The organism is Bacillus canaveralius (genome assembly GCF_002860125.1).
Classification (GTDB): Bacteria; Bacillota; Bacilli; order Bacillales; family Cytobacillaceae; genus Bacillus_BJ; species Bacillus_BJ canaveralius.
In genome coordinates this window covers 179,292-198,226 of record NZ_PGVA01000004.1, presented here as the reverse complement: position 1 = coordinate 198,226, position 18,935 = coordinate 179,292, and the positions used below count along the sequence as shown (strand labels likewise).

The following is an 18,935-nucleotide window of genomic DNA, read 5'->3' as shown; positions in this document are numbered from 1 at the left end:
AAATAGGAATTTTTATATGAAAAAGGGAACCACAATGGCTCCCTCATTGGTTAAGCTTCAGTTACTTCCGCGATAATGGCAATCACCATTTCTGCAAGTTTGTTTAACTCTTCAATCGGCATCCGCTCGTTAGTTGTATGAATTTCCTCATAACCGACAGCGAGATTGACCGTTGGGATGCCGAAACCGGCGATCACGTTGGCATCGCTGCCGCCCCCGCTTTTTTGGAGTTCGCAGCTGCGGCCGATTCTTGCGGCTGCTTTTTTGGCTATTTCAACAACATGGTCTCCGTCACCGTACTTGAAGCCGGGATACATAACCTGAATATCGACATCAGCTTTTCCGCCTCGTTCCTCTGCAGCTGCTTCAAAAGCTGCCTTCATCTTGCGGACCTGGGCTTCCATTTTTTCCGGGATCAGCGAGCGCGCTTCCGCTAATATGTCAACCCTGTCACAAACTATATTCGTCTGTGTCCCGCCTTCAAAGCGGCCGATATTGGCAGTTGTTTCTTCATCAATTCTGCCAAGCGGCATTTTTGAGACCGCTTTGGCCGCAATCGTAATCGCAGAAACACCCTTCTCAGGAGCAACACCGGCATGGGCCGTTTTGCCGTGGATAATCGCTGCCACTTTGGCCTGGGTAGGAGCTGCAACAACGACGTTTCCAACCTTGCCATCGCTGTCCAGCGCAAAGCCGTATTTCGCTTTTAGTAAGGAAGGATCAAGCGCTTTGGCACCAATGAGGCCGGATTCTTCCCCCACGGTAATAATAAATTGAATCGTCCCATGGGGAAGATTTTCTTCCTTCAAGACGCGGACCGTTTCAAGCATGACCGCGAGCCCGGCTTTATCATCCGCCCCGAGAATCGTTGTTCCGTCGGTCACTACATATCCGTCTTTAATAGAAGGCTTTACTCCATTGGCAGGGACAACTGTGTCCATGTGGGATGTAAAATAAATCGTGTCTGCACCATCTTTAGTCCCGCCCAGGGTACAAATGAGATTCCCGGCACCATGACCGGTTTGCGCGGTTGTATCGTCTTCGTAAACTTCTAATCCTAAATCTCTGAATTTCTGTTTTAAAACTTTAGCAATTTCAGTTTCATGTTTCGTTTCCGAATCGATTTGCACTAACTCAAGAAACTCATTTAATAGACGTTCCTGATTGATCATTTTATTACCCCCTGTTATATGCTCACTATGCTAGTATACCTTTTACGATATTCATCAAGCAATGAATGAGCACGTTTAAAGCGGGATGTTGCCATGCTTTTTAAGAGGGCGGGTTTCTTTCTTATTCCGCATCATTTCAAGTGCCTGGACCAATTTAATTCTCGTTTCTCGCGGGTCGATCACATCATCGACCATGCCTCTGCTAGCGGCCACATACGGATTGGCAAATTTCTCCCGGTATTCTTCGATCTTTTGCGCCCTTGTTGCTTCAGGTTTAGCGCTGTTTTGGATTTCGCGCGCAAAGATGATATTCGCTGCCCCCTGCGGACCCATGACAGCAATTTCTGCATTTGGCCAGGCAAAGACGAGATCAGCACCGATCGATTTACTGTTTAACGCAACATACGCCCCTCCGTACGCTTTTCTTAAAATAACCGTCAATTTCGGAACCGTTGCTTCTGAATAAGCGTATAAAATTTTTGCCCCGTGGCGGATGATACCACCATGCTCCTGCTTAATCCCAGGGAAAAATCCGGTTACGTCTTCAAAAGTGATGATCGGTATATTGAAAGAATCACAAAAACGGATAAACCTTGCCGCTTTATCTGAACTATCAATATCAAGGCCGCCTGCCATCACTTTTGGCTGGTTGCAAACAAGCCCGACAACTTCTCCTTTGATCCGTGCAAGCCCGACGACGATATTTTTTGCAAAGTCCTTATGTACTTCCAAAAAAGAGTCCTCATCAACGACTTGTTCAACAACAAGTCTGACATCGTACGGCCTAACCGCATCAAAAGGAATCACATCGGTTAAATCAGGGCGATAATCTTCTATTTCATCGGCTTCCTTATGAGGCGGTTTTTCTTGATTATTTTGCGGCAAATAGCTTAACAGCTCTCGAACTTGCTCAATCACCTCCTGCTCTGTCTTACCCCGAAAATGCGCATTACCGCTAATCGCATTATGTACTTTAGCGCCGCCAAGATCTTCAGAGGAAATCTTTTCTCCTGTAACGGTTTCAATTACTTTCGGGCCGGTAATAAACATTTGGCTCGTTTGCTCAACCATAAATACAAAGTCGGTAATCGCTGGAGAATAAACCGCCCCGCCGGCACATGGACCGAGGATCACCGATATTTGCGGAATGACGCCGGAGTAAATGGCATTTCGGTAAAATATCTGGCCATAGCCATCCAATGAGACAACGCCTTCCTGGATTCTTGCTCCGCCGGAATCATTTAAGCCGATAAAAGGCGCTCCATTTTTTGCCGCCAAATCCATCACGCTGGCAATTTTGTTCGCATGCATTTCCCCCAAGGCACCGCCAAAAACGGTAAAATCCTGTGAAAACAAATAAATCGGGCGGCCATTTACCTTACCGTAACCTGTGACCACCCCGTCTCCAGGGCCTTTTTGTTTATCAAGCCCAAAATCTGTCGAGCGGTGTTCAATAAATGGATTCAGTTCAACAAACGTACCGGGATCTACGAGCAATTCAATTCTCTCTCTCGCCGTCAGCTTCCCTTTCTCATGCTGCTTTTCAATTCGTTCGTCTCCCCCGCCCATTTCTACCTCGCGGCGGCGGTCATACAGTTCATTTATTTTCTCATAGATGTCCGCCATTCTGTTCCCTCAGTCCTTTCTTTTCACATAATTCAAAGAGGACACTGCCTGTTGATTTCGGATGCATAAAAGCAACAAGTGCCCCGCCAGCTCCAGTTTTCGGAATATCGTGAATCATCTTGATTCCTTTTGTCCTGATTTCTTCGATTCGCTCTTGAATCGATTCAACGCCAAAAGCAACATGATGGATTCCTTCCCCGCGTTTCTCAATAAATTTAGCCACCGCACTGTCGGCTGCGATTGGCTCCAATAGCTCAAGCTTTATATTTCCTGCATCTAAAAACGCCACTTTAAGCTTCTCGCTTGCTACCTCTTCCATACCTATTAATGGTAGGTTGAGAATTTCTGTATAGAAAGGCAGCGCTTCCAAAATTGATTTCACGGCGATGCCGATATGATCAACCTTTTTAATCATCATTTTCCCCTCCTTTAATGTATACAAATATGTCAGACCAGACCTGCATGTCCTGGCATGGCAACATGCAAGTCTGGCAAGCAAGTAATAAATTTAATAGAATATACTTAATACTTTAAATTATTCGACGAAAATTCCAAAAATCCTTCATCGACCTGAGCGGTTGTTCATGATCGCTTTTCCTAGTAAAATAATAGATAGAGGTAGATCTAAGTTTAGGAGGAGATTTAATGTCAAATCGAAAGGCAAGAAAAATAGTAGTTTACTTAATGATTTTTATCATGCTCGCATCGACACTCATGATGGGACTAACGATGTTTTTATAGAAGACGGTAAAAGGACTGTTCAAAAGTTGAACAGTCCTTTTTATTCTAGCGCCCCATATTCGGCTCCTAATTCTTCAAAGCTTTTGCCCGTCGAAGTTACGAGAATGCGTGTGCCGACGGGTATATAATCGTACAGTGATTCGACTGCCTCGTTTTGCATACGGATGCACCCTTGTGAAATATATTTTCCAATAGAGGAAGGATCATTTGTCCCGTGAATTCCATATATGCGTCCGTCCGTATCTGCGGCATCAAAACCGATCCATCTTGATCCGAGCGGGTTGTCAGGATGCCCGCCTGGTATGTCTTTTTTGCGGTAATAAGGAGCCACCGCTTTAACAGTAACTGTAAAAAAGCCTTCAGGAGTAAGATCTTCGTTTTTCCCGGTTGCCGCACTAATCACTGTCTGGACCCGGTTATCATCGATTAACGCAACCTGGTTCGTTGTTTTGTTGACGATGACGAATGCATCACCGGGAAGCGGATTGGGGCCAAGCGGCCAGATTGGGGAAATCGACAGCAAAACAAGCAATGCAGATAGCAGCCTCAGCATTTCAACACCTGCCCATTTATTTCCCCTAGTTTGCTTCTGCTTCCGTCTTTTCATGCACCTCTCGCTTCGAATTTATTCCTTTGAATGAACTTTTTAAAATTAAATATCGTTCCATTTCTTTAAAAAAATGCCAGAGGGCAGCCCGTGCTTCGAACTCTTCCCTCGTCGTCGGCAGTTCCATCTGCTCAAATTCAACCCTCATCCGTAGCAGCTTTTCAATAAAAAAGACTGCCGTATTTCCCGGATGGATGTTCCCCGATAATTCTTCAATAAAGTCAGCGATCATTTTCCCCTGTTTCACAGGCAGCGAAATTGAAGTTACCGTCGGAAGAACCGTTTCGAGAATCTCAAATTGTTTTTCCCTCATTTTAAAATAATGATAGTAAAAGTTCTCATCCCGCAAAAAATGGTTTTCAACATCGCGAAAGGCGAGCGATTTTCCTTCATCAATCAATCTCGCCGTTTCCGTAATTTCACGTCCATCCCAATCACTTTCATTGGTGCGCAAATAACGGACAATTTCTTTAAAAATTGTTTTAAAATGAGCTTCGATTTGGCGCTGATAGTCTTCGAGCCTGCCTTCGACACTTGGCATATAAAGATTCATTATTAATGCAATGCCGATTCCGATAACGATGAGCCCTAATTCATTCATTAGTACCCCGCCCGTAACATTGCCTGATGAATAAATATGTAAAATTATCACGCTGCTTGTGACAATCCCGTCGCTTACCCGGAGCATCACTGCTGTCGGAATAAAAACAAGCAACAGTAAACCAATGACGAGCGGGTGGTAGCCAAGCCCCTCAAACAACAGCACCGAAAAAAGCATCGCCACCAAACATGCTAAAAATCGATCCCATGACGCCCTTAACGATTTTTTCTTCGTGACTTGAATGCATAAAATTGTTAATATTCCGGCGGAAGCAAAATTATGCAGCCCGACGTACTGTGCCAAAATAATAGCTAGAGCAGTTCCTAATGCGGTTTTGAGTGTGCGATAGCCAATTCTGAATTTCTTCATCAAAATTTCTCCTACATTTCTTATGAAAAAAAGATGATCAAAGCTGACCATCTTTTTATTAAGGATAAACCTTTTATAGCATTTTTTGCAAGAAATCCTGGGCACGCTGGCTTTTAGCCGCACTGAAAAATTCAGCCGGAGGCGCATCTTCAACAAGTATGCCGCCGTCGAGGAATAGAACGCGGTCGGCCACCTCCCGGGCAAAGCCCATTTCGTGGGTGACGATCGCCATTGTCATTCCTGTGTGGGCAAGCGACTTCATGACCTCCAATACTTCCTTTACCATCTCGGGATCGAGCGCTGACGTCGGCTCATCAAACAGCATCACTTCGGGATCCATGGCGAGAGCACGGGCAATGGCGACACGCTGTTTTTGTCCGCCTGATAATCTGTTTGGATATTCATGAGCTTTATCGGACAATCCGACTTTAGCGAGCAGTTCAAGCCCCTTCTGCTCTGCTTCCTGCTTCGATAATCCTTTTACCTTCATCGGCGCGTAAGTTAAGTTTTCCAGGGCTGTTTTATGAGGAAAAAGATGAAAATGCTGAAAGACCATCCCGACACTTTCACGCACTTTCATAATATTTGTTTTATCATCGGTAATTTCATGCTCGCCGATCCAAATTTTTCCTGAGGTTGGATCTTCAAGCCGATTCATGCAGCGCAGAAAGGTTGACTTACCCGAACCGGACGGCCCGATAATCGCAACAACTTCCCCATCATGAATCGCTGTCGAAATTCCCTTTAAAACTTCGAGCTTTCCAAACGACTTATGCAAATCTTCAATTTTAATCACTGCGCCTCATCCTCCTTTCCATCGCTTTACCGATAATCGTTAACGTCATGACCATGACATAATAAATCATTCCGGCAATTAACAGTGGTTCGAAAAACGAGAATTTTTCAGCACCAACCTGGTATGAACGCCTCATAATATCCAATACCCCAATTGTCGTCACAATCGCCGATTCCTTCGTTAAAGTAATAAATTCGTTCATTAAGGCCGGTAAAATATTTTTTAATGCCTGGGGCAAAATGATATCCCACATCATCCTCTTGTATGGAACGCCAAGTGCCATCGCCGCTTCGCGCTGGCCCTTGTCCACTGCTAAAATCCCGGCCCGGATGATTTCGGAAATGTACGCTGCTGAATTCAAACCAAAAGCAAGTACCGCTGCGACATAAGCGTCAATTTGATAGCCGAGCAGCTGCGGTGAACCGAAGTAGATAATCATCAATTGGAGAACAAGCGGTGTACCGCGAAAGACCGATGTATACGCATCGGCAATCCAGCCAAGAATTCTTATTGAACCAATTTTAAATAAGGCTAAAATAATTCCAAATGCAAAGCCTAAAATCCCTGCCATGATGACGATTTGAAGGGTAACGCCAATCCCTTTCAATATATAGGGCAAGGAGGGGATAAATTGTGCAAAATCTAAATTCATTGAGATACTCAATCCTCTCGCTAAAATGCAATATTTGAAGGAAAAAACGTTCAGAAGGCTGATCCTTCTGAACGCTGTTTATTTGTGGCAAACTATTCTTTGCTGCGGAACCATTTTTCTATTAATTTATCAAGCTCGCCATTTTCTTTCATTTCATTTAGAACTTTGTTAAATTCAGCTGTATGTTCGCTTTCCTTCGGGAAGGCAATCGCGGAACCTGCTTCTTCAGGATCATCTTTCAAAGTAAATCCTGTCAGATCCGGATTGTTTTTGAAATATCCTTGTGCAACTACATCTTCAATGACGGCTGCATCAAAGCGCCCCGCTTTTATTTCCTGGATTAATTCCGGAATGCGATTGCGATTTTCGATCTTGATGTCAACCTGTTCAGAAATTTCATCAGCTTTTCCTTCCTGAATCGAACCAAGCTGTACCCCTACGGTCTTTCCTTGTAAATCTTCAATTGTTTCAATACCGCTATCCTTCTTTGAAACAATCATGTGCTCTGCCGTGAAATAAATATCGCTAAAGTCAACATTCTTCTTACGGTCTTCTGTCGGCGTCATCCCGGCCATGACGAAATTGACCTGTCCACCCTTCAATGCCTCGATCAAGCCGGCAAAATCCATGTCCTTTACTTCGATTTCATAGCCAAGTTCTTTGCCGATGGCATTGGCAAGATCAATATCAAAACCGATATAATCGTCGCCCTTTGCTGTATCAACATATTCGAATGGCGGATAATCAGCCGATGTTCCCATTGTTAACACTTTTTTATCGTCACCGTTTTGCCCGCCGCTTGAATTTTTTTCAGTTGAGCCACATGCGGCCAGCAGACCGATTAATAATATGCTCATTAAAAATAATCCGATTGCTTTTTTCATTTATTTTCCTCCTATAACTTTTCTGAAAATTAATATTTTTCGTAATTAACTTTTATTTTATAGTAAATATCTATCAATTTTCAAGTACAATCTATGAGCTTATATATATTCACCTAGATGAATTTTAACACATTTTTATATTTATGCAAGAATATTATTAAATATAAATTTTCGGTTAATCGTGGAAATTATTATGCTGCAAAAATAGTAGATAGGAGAGGCTAAGTAGGCAATCCTAAATTGCGGGGATTTTTGAAAGAAATAAAGCCCCGGATGCTGCTCCGGGGCTCATTTATCATACTTCATCGCAATGTTGTTCGAAGGCTTGCTGCAGTTTTGATACAACAGCCATTGGTTCATGTCCTTCTATTTCATGCCGTTCGATCATCGTTACGAGTTTTCCATCTTTTAATAAGGCAAAGGACGGAGAGGATGGCGGGAATCCTGTAAAATAGCCTCTTGCTTTTTCAGTCGCTTCCTTGTCCTGGCCTGCAAAAACGGTGACAAGCTGATCGGGGCGCTTATCATAATGGAGTGCATGAGCAGCAGCAGGACGGGCAATTCCCCCGGCACAGCCGCACACGGAATTTACCATTACTAATGTGGTGCCTTCCTTTGTAAGCGTCTGCTCTACCTCTTCAGGTGTTGTTAATTCTGCATATCCAGCCGTTACGATTTCCTGGCGGGCCTGGCGGACAACGTCATTCATAAATAAATTGAAATCGATGTTCATTATTATCGCTCCCTTTCTAGAAATAATTTTAGCAGAGAAAGAATTTGGATTGTAATCATTTGCTTAAACTCTGCCCTGGAGTGATTCCTCTTTCTATGATAACAAGATCGCGACCAAGTTTTCAATTAAGCCAAAAAAGATTCATAAATAAGTTTAACTCCTATCGTACCGGGAATACAAATAATACAGCTAGATCCATACCCCTAAACTCCCTAGATGATGGATAGTGCCATATTGGCGCTATCCGCTTTTTTTTACTATTGGCCGTGCCGATAAAATAGTTTAAATAAGCTGTCCACCGCCGACGTAACCGTTGTCTGGCCGGAGACCACTTCGTTTTCGAGCTTGGGCAACTCGGCTTTAATTTCAGGATGATGAAAAAAAACGGCTTGCAGCTGGTCAACGATCATGGCGTACATCCATTCTCTCGTTTGGCTTCTCCGTCTTTCTGCAAAAGAGCCGCTCTGTTCTGTTTTTTCTTTGAATGCCACAATCGTTTGCCACATTTCCTTGATGCCTTGCTGATGAAGAGCTGAGCATGTATGCGCCTCTGTTGCCCATCCTTTTGTGGCAGGCTGCAGAAAGTGCAAAATGCGGTTGTACTCTTGTCTTGTTTTTTCAGCGATTGGTTTATTTGCACCATCCGCTTTATTGACAACCACCGCATCTGCCAGCTCCATAATTCCCTTTTTCATTCCCTGCAATTCATCGCCTGCTCCAGTCAACACAAGCAACATAAAGAAATCGACCATGTCCCTGACGATCACTTCACTTTGTCCGACACCGACCGTTTCTACTAAAATCACATCAAAACCGGCCGCTTCACATAGCAGCATCGTTTCTCTTGTTTTTCTGTGGACACCGCCGAGCTTTCCGCCTGATGGTGACGGGCGGATAAACGCGCGCGGGTTCCTGGAAAGCAGCTCCATTCTCGTCTTATCACCGAGAATACTCCCTCCGCTTATCTTTGAGCTCGGGTCGACAGCAAGGACGGCAACATGTAGCCCTTGATCGCACAAATAACTGCCAAACGCTTCAATAAAAGTGCTTTTCCCCGCACCGGGCACACCGGTAATACCAATCCTGATCGAATTTCCGGCATAGGGCAACAATCGTTGCAGGAGCTGCTGCGCTTTGGCAAAATGGTGCTCAGCATTGCTTTCAATCAGTGTAATCGATCTTGCAAGATAGCTCCGATCACCTTCCTGGACGCCTTTAGCAAGCTTTGCAACATCAAGATTAACTGGAATTTTTTTTTGAAAACGGCCGCTTTTTTTACTGGAGACTCCTGGTGTTCCTGCTTCAACACCTTTGCTGATCACCCCCGCAAAATCATCGGGCCGGTTCGGGTCGTTCCATACGGGTTTTTGTTCATCCTTCATTTACGGTGCCACTTCCTCATACCCGAGTCGTTCATAAATCGATCTGATTACTTTTTGGGCAGCGACAGGAATCACTGTTCCCGGGCCAAAAATGGCTGCGGCACCGTGATCATATAGATACTGGTAGTCCTGGGCAGGTATGACTCCGCCAATGACGACCAGAATATCTTCCCTGCCAAGTTTCAGGAGTTCTTCCAAAAGCTGCGGAAGCAGCGTTTTATGGCCGGCTGCCAATGAGCTCATCCCGATCACATGGACATCATTTTCGACAGCCTGAAGGGCCGTTTCTGCCGGCGTCTGGAATAACGGGCCGATATCAACGTCAAAGCCGAGATCGGCAAACGCAGTCGAAATGACTTTCGCCCCCCGGTCATGGCCATCCTGGCCCATCTTTGCAATCAAAATCCGCGGCCTTCTTCCCTCGTTTTCAAGAAATTCATCGGTCATTTTTTTCACTTCGGCAATTTCTTCTTCGTTGGAGAAATGGCTGCTGTATACACCGCTGATTGACCGGATTACAGCCTTATGGCGATTTGCAACAGCTTCAATTGCATCCGAGATTTCGCCAAGGGTAGCTCTCACCCTTGCCGCCCTGACGGCCATTTCAAGCAAGTTCGCGTCTCCCGTTTCTGCTGCTTTCGTGAGCGCTGTTAAAGCTTCCTTGACTTCATGGTCATCCCTTAAATCTTTCAACTGCTTCAATTTTTCGATCTGCCTTAAACGGACAGCCGTGTTGTCTATATCCAATATGTCAATCGGTTCTTCTTGCTCAGGACGGTAACGGTTGACGCCGATAATCGTCTCTTTGCCTGAATCGATTTGGGCCTGGCGACGGGCCGCTGCTTCTTCAATTTTCATTTTCGGAAGACCAGTTTCAATCGCTTTCGCCATTCCCCCGAGATTCTCAATCTCCTCGATGTGAGCCCATGCCCGCTCGATCAGCTCATTTGTCAAAGCTTCTACGTAGTACGAGCCCGCCCATGGATCAATCACTTTCGTAATTCCTGTTTCCTCTTGCAAATATAACTGGGTGTTGCGGGCGATTCTCGCTGAAAAGTCAGTCGGCAGGGCAATGGCCTCATCAAGGGCGTTCGTATGTAATGACTGCGTATGGCCCATTGCCGCCGCATGCGCTTCGATCAAAGTCCGCGTTACATTATTAAAAGGATCCTGCTCGGTCAGGCTCCACCCCGATGTTTGCGAATGGGTGCGAAGTGCCATTGATTTAGAATTTCCCGGTTCAAAGCTTTTCATCATTTTTGCCCAAATGAAGCGGGCGGCCCGCATTTTAGCGACTTCCATAAAGTAATTCATCCCAACCGCCCAGAAAAATGACAGCCTTGGTGCAAATGAATCAATATCGATTCCGGCCTTCATTCCTGTTCTTACATACTCGAGACCGTCTGCCAGTGTGTACGCAAGTTCAATATCGGCAGGTGCACCTGCTTCCTGCATATGATATCCCGAGATACTGATGCTGTTAAATTTCGGCATGTAATTCGCGGTGTATTCAAAAATATCGGCAATGATTTTCATCGACATTTCCGGCGGGTAAATATACGTGTTACGAACCATGTATTCTTTGAGAATATCGTTTTGTATTGTACCTGATAGCTTCTCCTGACTCACTCCCTGCTCTTCTGCCGTGACGATAAAGAATGCCAGAATCGGCAGGACGGCTCCGTTCATCGTCATCGACACCGACATCTGATCAAGCGGTATTCCATCAAAGAGCGTCTTCATATCAAGTATTGAATCGATCGCAACACCCGCTTTTCCAACGTCTCCAACGACGCGGGCATGGTCGGAATCATAGCCGCGGTGGGTTGCGAGATCAAAAGCAACAGACAGCCCCTTTTGGCCCATTTCCAAATTCCGGCGATAAAAAGCATTGCTTTCCTCGGCAGTTGAAAACCCGGCATACTGGCGCACAGTCCACGGCCTGTTGACATACATCGTTGGATACGGCCCTCTTGTGTACGGCGGGATTCCCGGTTTGTCATTTAGATGCTCAATGTTTTTTAAATCATCAGAAGTATAGAGCGGCTTAAGTTTTATCTGCTCGTTCGTCTCAAACAAAAGATCATCTATGGAGCCGCGAATCTCCGCCTCGGCTGCTTTTTTCCAGGCATCAGAATCAAGGGCAGGCTGATCGCAAAAAAGCTTTACACTTTTGAAATCAGGCTTATCCTTCATTGTCATTGGCCTCCATTTCTGTCAGCATCGCAGAAAGCGTCGCATAGCAGTTGCTTCGCATATGAATAAATTCATCGATTCCGGCTCTTCGCCATTCTTCTCTTTCTGTCCCTTCCGGCAACCCCGCTAAATAAAGCTTTAATTTCGGATACCTGCCTTTCAGGAGCCGTGCTGTCTCGATTACTTCAGAACTATATCTTTCATTACTGCCGCACAGGCAATAATGGCTGAAAGCCGTTTCTTCTATGAATGGATAGACATCATCAATAGAATCTATTGGTGTGCTTCTGTGCGAATGGACCCCTGCCGGTGCTAAAAATCCCGCGACAAAGTCGGCTCTTCCCTTATATTCCTTCAGCACTCCAAGGCAGATCAAGCCGACCAACGCCTTTGCTCCTTGTGCTGCTTCTATTTTTCCTGCTCTCTTTCGTAACGCTTCATATGGCTCCGCTAAACGCGACTTCTTTAACGGGGTAATCATTTCGGCTGCCCGGCCGTCATCATGAATTGAGAATCCAGCCTTGGGACGAAGAGGAACGTCCTGCAAATTGGCATAAACATTAGTCCCGATGATGCTCTGCTTTCGCATAAAGATATCTTCCTGCCTCTTCCTGTTCACGTCAGCGACTTTTTCCTGGAGCCAGCCAGAGCGGAGCACAGCAGCAATCCCGTTTTTCTCGTCAATTTCTAAAAACATTTCCCACGCTTTTTGTGCCAGCTCATCTGTCAAGTGTTCGATATACCATGATCCACCGGCAGGATCGGCGACTTTATTCAAATAAGATTCTTCCTTCAGCAGGAGCTGTGTGTTGCGGGCAATCCGTTCCGCAAGCGAATTTGGGCTGTCTTCAGGGTCATTATATGGATTGACGTGAAGGTACTGGACACCGCCCAACACTGCTGCAAACGCCTCATTTCCGCTCCTCAGTATATTCACATACGGATCATATACGGTTTTTGTAAACGTCGACGTTTCCGCCGCGATAATCGCTCTTCCGGATTCAGGCCCTGCCCCAAACGCTTCCGCTACTTTCAACCAGAGCAGCCTCGCTGCCCGCAGCTTGGCAACCTCCATAAAAAAGTTGGCACCCACCGCCATTTTAATCACGATCTTCTCCAATATTTTCTCAAGATTGATGCCGTTTTCGAGGAGCTGCTGAATATGATAGCTGCCGGTTGCCAGCGCAACTGCCAGCTCTTGAACAGCATTTCCGCCGCTATTATGGACAGGGATGGTATCGATTAAAACGGTTTTCAGATTCGGCAGCATTTGATCGGTTTTCTCAATCAGTTCAGCCCAGTTTTTATAAGCGCTTTCCAGTTTTATCGGCAATTTCCCTGTTTCAGCGAGCCGTGCGACCGGATCCATGCCAACATAACCGGTCACGTTCTCATTTCGGCTTCCAGACAAATTGAGCAGTTCATTTAGAAAATGACTTTGTCCGTCCTTAGCATTGATACAGAAAGGATAGCGGTCATAGATCCCATCCAAAATGAAGGGAAGGCTTTTGTCAACATGTTTACTTACGTCGAATGAAACAGCTGTCTGGCCTTTTTTCAGTGAATCCTCAAGCTTGTTTCTTAAATCTTGTTGATCTGTGTAAGTGATTTTTTGTGCAATATGCCACCCATTTGCGGCCATTCCGAGCGGGTTTATACCCCTGCGGAAATCGGGCTGACCGGGATACTGTGATTGGCTTCCGTTCCGATTCTCTCCTGAATAAAGCGGTTTCAAAATAATCGATTCATATGTATTCGTTGCCAAGGAATCGACCGTCTTCCCTTTTAGTGATTGTTCTGCTTTTCGTTGCCAATCTTCCATCGTGACGCCAGAAAAACGCTTATTTTTCATTTCGTTAATCATGATTACGCTGACCCAGTTGGACAGCTTTCCCCTCCTTCCCGGTTGTGGGGCGAATTATATTAAAAATTCAAAATATAAACGGTTCATGATTATTTTAGTATACATATGAAAAACTGGCAATCGTAGCAGTCCTTTCAACTGACACTATTTTTCCAACACCCCCCATTAAATGGGTTTGACAGGGCAATGGAACGGGGATAGTACCATTAAAGGAGTGACGTTTGTGCAAACACACATGGAGCTTTCTGACTATCACAAATGGATGTGCAAACAAATTAAAGAAAAGTTGGCCGAACGCGCTTATTCTGTTGGATACACTTCCAATGCAATAATTGATTACGGAGAACGAGAGGTCATTACATTGGCGCTCAGCGAAATGCTCGTTCGGTTAGACAGCCGTGAAATGTAAACCGATTTTTATGTTCGATATAATATGTAAACCGCTGCAAGTTGCAGCGGCTTTATTTTTTTTAAAATATAGCTGTGTTTTCCTTTGATGTATGTTCAATGATTTCCTTGACACGCTGCAGGAAGCGGCCGCAAATAAAGCCGTCAAGCACGCGGTGGTCAAGCGACATACAGAGATTTACGATATCGCGGACAGCTATCATGCTGTTGTTCATCACAACCGGGCGCTTTACAATCGATTCAACCTGAAGGATAGCAGCCTGGGGATAATTGATAATCCCCATTGATTGAACGGAACCGAACGAACCTGTGTTGTTAACAGTAAACGTACCGCCTTGCATATCGGCTGATGTAAGTTTACCGGAACGAGCTTTCCCGGCAAGCTCGGAGATTTCACGGGCGATGCCTTTTATTGTTTTTTCATCGGCATGTTTGATGACTGGTACAAACAAAGCATCCTCAGTGGCTACAGCAATCGAAATATTAACATCCTTTTTTTGGATGATCTTGTCGCCGGCCCACATCGAATTAATTTGCGGATATTCTTTCAGGGCCTGGGCTGCAGCTTTGACAAAGAACGCAAAGAAGGTCAAGTTGAAGCCCTCTTTTTTCTTAAAATCATCTTTGACAGCATTGCGGAAATCGACAAGATCCGTTGCATCTACTTCAATCATGGTCCATGCATGCGGAGCTTCATGCTTGCTGCGCAGCATATTTGCCGCAATCGCTTTGCGCACTCCTGTAACCGGGATCTCGATATCCCCAGTGGTAACAGGCGGATTTATACTTGTTTCCGAGGCATCGACTCGTTCATTTGCTGCTGGAACGGCGGTTTCATACATATGTCCAGACGAGGTGGCAGCCACGGTTTCCTGCTGTTTTGATTGCCGAACAGGAGCGGTTTTTTCTCCAGTTTTTGGAATGTTTCCTGATTCAATGATTTTCATTAAATCTTTGCGGGTAATCCTTCCGCCTGCACCTGTTCCATTTACTTGTGAAAGGTCGATGTTATGCTCTTGGGATAGCTTAAGAACGGCAGGTGAATAACGTGCTCTGTTGCCTTCAGCTACTGGAGCGGAGATCGCCTCTGCTTGCTGCCCTGCGGCATGCGAATTTTCCTTTTCCTGATCGTCGTCTCGGTTTCCGCCGTCTACCTCTAACGTACAAATGATCTCGCCGACCGAGAGCGTATCTCCTTCGTCAGCAATCAACTCCTTGATCACGCCGGTAAAAGAGGATGGCACTTCCGCATTTACTTTATCCGTCATGACTTCGGCAAGCGGATCGTACTTATTCACTTTATCCCCTGCGGAAACAAGCCATTTGCTGATCGTACCTTCCGTGACACTTTCTCCTAGCTGGGGCATTTTAATTTGTTCAATAGCCAAAGGGTAACCCTCCTTTTCACATTGACTGCTTTAGTATTCTGCCAGCTCACGCATTGCTTTTTCAACTTTATCAGGGTTGACCATAAAGTATTTTTCCATTGTTGGAGAATACGGCATCGCCGGAACATCAGGACCTGCCAATCGCATAATCGGGGCATCAAGGTCAAACAAACAATTTTCAGCAATAATTGCGGATACTTCACTAATGATGCTTCCTTCTTTGTTGTCCTCTGTTAACAACAATACTTTCCCTGTTTTTGAAGCAGCTTCGATGATTGCTTCTTTATCTAATGGATAGACGGTTCTTAAGTCTAAAATATGGGCAGAAATGCCGTCTTTCGCGAGCCTTTCCGCAGCCTGAAGGGCAAAATGAACACATAAGCCATAAGTGATCACGGTAATATCTTCACCTTCACGCTTCACATCTGCTTTACCGATCGGTAAAGTGTAATCTTCCGCCGGTACTTCTCCTTTAATTAAGCGATAGGCACGCTTATGCTCAAAGAATAGGACCGGATCTTCGTCGCGGATCGCTGCTTTCAGCAAACCCTTCACATCATATGGAGTGGAAGGCATGACAATTTTGAGCCCAGGCTGGTTCGCAAACACAGCTTCAACTGATTGCGAATGGTAGAGTGCACCATGGACGCCGCCGCCATAAGGAGCACGTATAACAATTGGGCAGCTCCAATCATTGTTGGAACGATAACGAATTTTCGCTGCTTCGGAAATGATTTGATTGACAGCAGGCATAATAAAATCAGCGAATTGCATTTCCGCAACCGGCCTCATGCCATACATCGCTGCACCAATTCCGACCCCGGCAATCGCTGATTCTGCGAGAGGAGTGTCGTCAATGACACGCTGTTCGCCAAATTGATCATAAAGCCCCTGGGTCGCCTTAAAAACGCCGCCCTTTTTCCCAACGTCTTCTCCAAGGACAAATACTTTCGAATCCCGCTCCATCTCTTCACGCATTGCCATTGTAATTGCATCAATATAAGAAATTACTGCCATGTTCGTTCCCCCTTACTTCTCAGCATAAACATATCGTAAAGCGTCTTCCGGCTCTGGATATGGTGCATTTTCAGCATAGTCGGTCGCTTCATTTACGAGCTTCATCACCCGGTCATTGATTTCCAGTTCAAGCTCGTCAGTCAAAACGCCTGTTTCTTTTAAATAAGCACCGAAAGTGATGATCGGGTCTTTTGATTTTGCTTCAGCCACTTCATCGGGAGCCCGGTAGCTGCGATCATCATCATCGGAAGAGTGCGGCGTAAGGCGATAGGAAATTGTTTCAACAAGAGTAGGACCTTCACCGCGGCGTCCCCGGTCCGCCGCTTGTTTTACAACCTTGTAAACTTCAAGCGGATCATTTCCATCAACGGTAACTCCCGGCATACCGTAACCGATAGCGCGATCAGAAACATTTTCGCAAGCGAGCTGCTTTTCAATCGGTACGGAAATAGCATACTTGTTGTTCTCGCACATAAAGATAACAGGGAGCTTATGAACCCCTGCAAAGTTCGCGCCTTCATGGAAATCTCCCTGATTAGACGATCCTTCTCCAAAGGTGACAAAGGTGACAAGATCTTCTCCTGACATCCTCCCGGCCAGCGCCACACCAACAGCATGGGGAACTTGGGTTGTGACCGGAGAGGAGCCGGTCACAATTCGGTTTTTCCTCTGCCCGAAATGTCCTGGCATTTGCCTGCCGCCTGAGTTTGGATCTTCCGCTTTCGCAAACCCTGACAGCATCAGTTCTTTTGCGGTCATGCCGAACGTTAACACGACGCCCATATCGCGGTAATATGGCAGAACATAGTCCTTGTCGCGATCAAGAGCAAATGCAGCTCCTACTTGGGCTGCCTCCTGGCCCTGGCACGAAATGACGAATGGAATTTTCCCCGCACGGTTCAGAAGCCACATACGCTCGTCGGTTCGGCGTGCTAAAAGCATCGTTTCATACATTTCCAATACTTTCTCATCGCTTAAGCCTAAGTCTTTATGACGATTTTCAGCCATTTTTTTACCTCCTGAAATTTATATGTAAATGAATTTCATAAAACAAAAGCCAACTATTATCAGCCATGAATGGCTTTGCCATCCACAGCAAGCGCGGCTTCACCGATTGCTTCGGAAAGGGTCGGGTGTGGATGAATCGTATGGCCGATCTCCCACGGTGTTGCATCAAGGACACGGGCGAGACCCGCTTCGGAAATCATATCCGTAACATGGGGGCCGATCATATGAACGCCTAGAATGTCGTTTGTTTCTTGATCAGCAACAATTTTGACAAATCCGTCAGCTTCACCAAACACTAATGCCTTGCCGATTGCCCGAAACGAGAATTTACCGACTTTGACAGTACGTCCTTTTTCTTTTGCTTCGTCCTCTGTATAACCAACACTTGCAACCTCCGGAGTACTGTAAATACATTTAGAGATGAGGCTATAATCGATCGGGACAGGATTTTCGCCGGCGATATGCTCAACAGCAATAATACCTTCATGTGACGCTACATGGGCTAGCTGGAGGCCGCCGATTACATCTCCGATTGCGTATATATGGGACTCCTTTGTTTGGAAATGTTCGTTTACCGAGATAAAACCATTTTCCAATTGAATATCTGTATTCTCCAAGCCGATTCCTTCTACATTTGACTGACGGCCGACTGAAACAAGCAGTTTGGCTGCAGTGAATTCTTTTTGCTCGCCTTTCACTTCTGCGGAAATCGTGACGTTTTCACCTTGTTGCATCGTTTCAGGAAGAACTTTCGCACTTGTAACAATCCGAACGCCCTTTTTCTTCATCAAACGCTGCATTTCTTTTGAGATTTCTTTATCTTCCGTTGGAATAATCCGATCTGCATATTCAATCACCGTTACTTCCGTCCCAAAGTCGGAAAGCATGGAAGCCCATTCAATTCCGATCACGCCGCCGCCGACAATGATGATTGATTCGGGAAGCGACTCCATGACAAGTGCTTCATCAGAGGTTAGCAGCAAATTGCCGTCAGCTTCCAGTCCCGGCAGTGTTCGAGGGCGGGAACCGGTCGCAACAATCACGTTCTTGGGAATGAGCATTTCATTTTCACTGCCGTTATTCATTTCAACCGAAATCGTTCCAGGCATTGGTGAAAAGATCGACGGTCCCAAAATCCGGCCAAGCCCTTCATACACATCTATTTTCCCTTTTTTCATAAGCTGCTGGACACCTTTATGGAGAGTATCGACGATTTTGTCTTTTCGATCTTGAACCTTTGCAAAATTGATGGTCACTTCGCTGGTCATGACACCGAATTCTTCCCCGCGCTTAGCTGTCGCAAAAACCTCCGCACTCCTGAGTAAAGCCTTGCTTGGGATACAACCTTTATGCAGGCATGTACCACCCAATTTCCCTTTTTCAACTATTGCCGTTTTCAATCCCAGTTGGGAAGCGCGGATCGCTGCTACATATCCACCCGTTCCGCCGCCGAGAATAACTAAATCGTATTCTTGAGCCAAGATTCTCTCC

The 18,935-nt window shown here is 45.5% G+C and carries 18 protein-coding genes; 2 read left to right on the top strand and 16 right to left on the bottom strand.

The genetic code is table 11. From position 1 onward, the window contains the following. Positions 1-50 precede the first annotated feature (50 nt). The 3 genes from CU635_RS03100 to mce all read right to left on the bottom strand — a co-directional run bounded on the left by CU635_RS03100 (position 51) and on the right by mce (position 3,216). Positions 51-1,172 carry a M20/M25/M40 family metallo-hydrolase gene (locus tag CU635_RS03100; protein ID WP_101575701.1) on the bottom strand — a complete coding sequence of 374 codons (1,122 nt, stop codon included), beginning with the start codon at positions 1,170-1,172 and terminating at the stop codon, positions 51-53. A gap of 75 nt (positions 1,173-1,247) precedes the next feature. After that, a complete protein-coding gene (locus CU635_RS03095; RefSeq protein ID WP_101575700.1) occupies positions 1,248-2,798 on the bottom strand; it encodes an acyl-CoA carboxylase subunit beta in 1,551 nt (516 codons plus the stop codon). Next, positions 2,782-3,216, bottom strand: a complete 435-nt coding sequence (gene mce / locus CU635_RS03090) for a methylmalonyl-CoA epimerase (protein ID WP_101575699.1) — start codon at positions 3,214-3,216, stop codon at positions 2,782-2,784. The genes CU635_RS03095 and mce overlap by 17 nt, the downstream gene beginning before the upstream one ends. Before the next feature lie 227 nt (positions 3,217-3,443). Here mce and prli42 point away from each other — a divergent pair, with 227 nt between their 5' ends. Then, entirely contained in the window at positions 3,444-3,539 is a 96-nt protein-coding gene (prli42, locus tag CU635_RS23180; protein WP_180954994.1) for a stressosome-associated protein Prli42, read from the top strand. 40 nt (positions 3,540-3,579) lie between these two features. On the opposite strand, the gene CU635_RS03085 is transcribed toward prli42, so the two are convergent. The 9 genes from CU635_RS03085 to CU635_RS03045 form a co-directional block, all read right to left on the bottom strand. After that, positions 3,580-4,092 carry a L,D-transpeptidase gene (locus CU635_RS03085; RefSeq protein WP_101575825.1) on the bottom strand — a complete coding sequence of 171 codons (513 nt, stop codon included), beginning with the start codon at positions 4,090-4,092 and terminating at the stop codon, positions 3,580-3,582. A gap of 25 nt (positions 4,093-4,117) precedes the next feature. Further along, entirely contained in the window at positions 4,118-5,116 is a 999-nt protein-coding gene (locus CU635_RS03080; protein ID WP_101575698.1) for an aromatic acid exporter family protein, read from the bottom strand. A gap of 73 nt (positions 5,117-5,189) precedes the next feature. After that, positions 5,190-5,912: an amino acid ABC transporter ATP-binding protein gene (locus tag CU635_RS03075; protein ID WP_101575697.1), complete on the bottom strand. Its 723-nt coding sequence runs from the start codon at positions 5,910-5,912 to the stop codon at positions 5,190-5,192. Beyond that, positions 5,905-6,564 carry an amino acid ABC transporter permease gene (locus tag CU635_RS03070; RefSeq protein WP_101575696.1) on the bottom strand — a complete coding sequence of 220 codons (660 nt, stop codon included), beginning with the start codon at positions 6,562-6,564 and terminating at the stop codon, positions 5,905-5,907. The genes CU635_RS03075 and CU635_RS03070 overlap by 8 nt, the downstream gene beginning before the upstream one ends. A 92-nt stretch (positions 6,565-6,656) precedes the next feature. Next, positions 6,657-7,448, bottom strand: a complete 792-nt coding sequence (locus CU635_RS03065; RefSeq protein ID WP_101575695.1) for a transporter substrate-binding domain-containing protein — start codon at positions 7,446-7,448, stop codon at positions 6,657-6,659. A gap of 295 nt (positions 7,449-7,743) precedes the next feature. After that, on the bottom strand, positions 7,744-8,181 hold the full coding sequence (locus tag CU635_RS03060) for a BrxA/BrxB family bacilliredoxin (protein ID WP_101575694.1): 438 nt from the start codon (positions 8,179-8,181) through the stop codon (positions 7,744-7,746). A gap of 257 nt (positions 8,182-8,438) precedes the next feature. Next, positions 8,439-9,563, bottom strand: coding sequence for a methylmalonyl Co-A mutase-associated GTPase MeaB (gene meaB / locus CU635_RS03055; protein ID WP_101575693.1), 1,125 nt, complete (start codon positions 9,561-9,563; stop codon positions 8,439-8,441). After that, complete coding sequence (gene scpA, locus CU635_RS03050; RefSeq protein ID WP_101575692.1) at positions 9,564-11,759, bottom strand: methylmalonyl-CoA mutase; 2,196 nt, start codon at positions 11,757-11,759, stop codon at positions 9,564-9,566. After that, on the bottom strand, positions 11,749-13,623 hold the full coding sequence (locus CU635_RS03045) for a methylmalonyl-CoA mutase subunit beta (protein WP_245917294.1): 1,875 nt from the start codon (positions 13,621-13,623) through the stop codon (positions 11,749-11,751). The genes scpA and CU635_RS03045 overlap by 11 nt, the downstream gene beginning before the upstream one ends. 223 nt (positions 13,624-13,846) lie before the next feature. On the opposite strand from CU635_RS03045, the gene CU635_RS03040 reads away from it, so the two are divergent. Further along, entirely contained in the window at positions 13,847-14,032 is a 186-nt protein-coding gene (locus CU635_RS03040; RefSeq protein WP_101575690.1) for a hypothetical protein, read from the top strand. A 61-nt stretch (positions 14,033-14,093) separates the two neighbouring features. On the opposite strand, the gene CU635_RS03035 is transcribed toward CU635_RS03040, so the two are convergent. From CU635_RS03035 to lpdA, 4 genes are read right to left on the bottom strand one after another with little or no spacing between them, the layout of a single operon-like run. Beyond that, positions 14,094-15,419 (bottom strand): dihydrolipoamide acetyltransferase family protein, encoded by a 1,326-nt coding sequence (locus CU635_RS03035; RefSeq protein WP_101575689.1) that lies wholly within the window; start codon positions 15,417-15,419, stop codon positions 14,094-14,096. A gap of 30 nt (positions 15,420-15,449) precedes the next feature. Next, positions 15,450-16,436: an alpha-ketoacid dehydrogenase subunit beta gene (locus CU635_RS03030; protein WP_101575688.1), complete on the bottom strand. Its 987-nt coding sequence runs from the start codon at positions 16,434-16,436 to the stop codon at positions 15,450-15,452. Between the two features lie 12 nt (positions 16,437-16,448). After that, positions 16,449-17,444 carry a thiamine pyrophosphate-dependent dehydrogenase E1 component subunit alpha gene (locus tag CU635_RS03025; protein ID WP_101575687.1) on the bottom strand — a complete coding sequence of 332 codons (996 nt, stop codon included), beginning with the start codon at positions 17,442-17,444 and terminating at the stop codon, positions 16,449-16,451. 59 nt (positions 17,445-17,503) lie between these two features. Next, positions 17,504-18,925 carry a dihydrolipoyl dehydrogenase gene (gene lpdA / locus CU635_RS03020; protein WP_101575686.1) on the bottom strand — a complete coding sequence of 474 codons (1,422 nt, stop codon included), beginning with the start codon at positions 18,923-18,925 and terminating at the stop codon, positions 17,504-17,506. Positions 18,926-18,935 lie beyond the last annotated feature (10 nt).

Coding starts and splice junctions, on each gene's coding strand:
- CU635_RS03100 (WP_101575701.1), bottom strand. CDS start 1,172: ATGATCAATCAGGAACGTCTATTAAATGAGTTTCTTGAGTTAGTGCAA.
- CU635_RS03095 (WP_101575700.1), bottom strand. CDS start 2,798: ATGGCGGACATCTATGAGAAAATAAATGAACTGTATGACCGCCGCCGC.
- mce (WP_101575699.1), bottom strand. CDS start 3,216: ATGATGATTAAAAAGGTTGATCATATCGGCATCGCCGTGAAATCAATT.
- prli42 (WP_180954994.1), top strand. CDS start 3,444: ATGTCAAATCGAAAGGCAAGAAAAATAGTAGTTTACTTAATGATTTTT.
- CU635_RS03085 (WP_101575825.1), bottom strand. CDS start 4,092: ATGCTGAGGCTGCTATCTGCATTGCTTGTTTTGCTGTCGATTTCCCCA.
- CU635_RS03080 (WP_101575698.1), bottom strand. CDS start 5,116: ATGAAGAAATTCAGAATTGGCTATCGCACACTCAAAACCGCATTAGGA.
- CU635_RS03070 (WP_101575696.1), bottom strand. CDS start 6,564: ATGAATTTAGATTTTGCACAATTTATCCCCTCCTTGCCCTATATATTG.
- CU635_RS03065 (WP_101575695.1), bottom strand. CDS start 7,448: ATGAAAAAAGCAATCGGATTATTTTTAATGAGCATATTATTAATCGGT.
- CU635_RS03060 (WP_101575694.1), bottom strand. CDS start 8,181: ATGAACATCGATTTCAATTTATTTATGAATGACGTTGTCCGCCAGGCC.
- meaB (WP_101575693.1), bottom strand. CDS start 9,563: ATGAAGGATGAACAAAAACCCGTATGGAACGACCCGAACCGGCCCGAT.
- scpA (WP_101575692.1), bottom strand. CDS start 11,759: ATGAAGGATAAGCCTGATTTCAAAAGTGTAAAGCTTTTTTGCGATCAG.
- CU635_RS03045 (WP_245917294.1), bottom strand. CDS start 13,623: ATGATTAACGAAATGAAAAATAAGCGTTTTTCTGGCGTCACGATGGAA.
- CU635_RS03030 (WP_101575688.1), bottom strand. CDS start 16,436: ATGGCAGTAATTTCTTATATTGATGCAATTACAATGGCAATGCGTGAA.
- CU635_RS03025 (WP_101575687.1), bottom strand. CDS start 17,444: ATGGCTGAAAATCGTCATAAAGACTTAGGCTTAAGCGATGAGAAAGTA.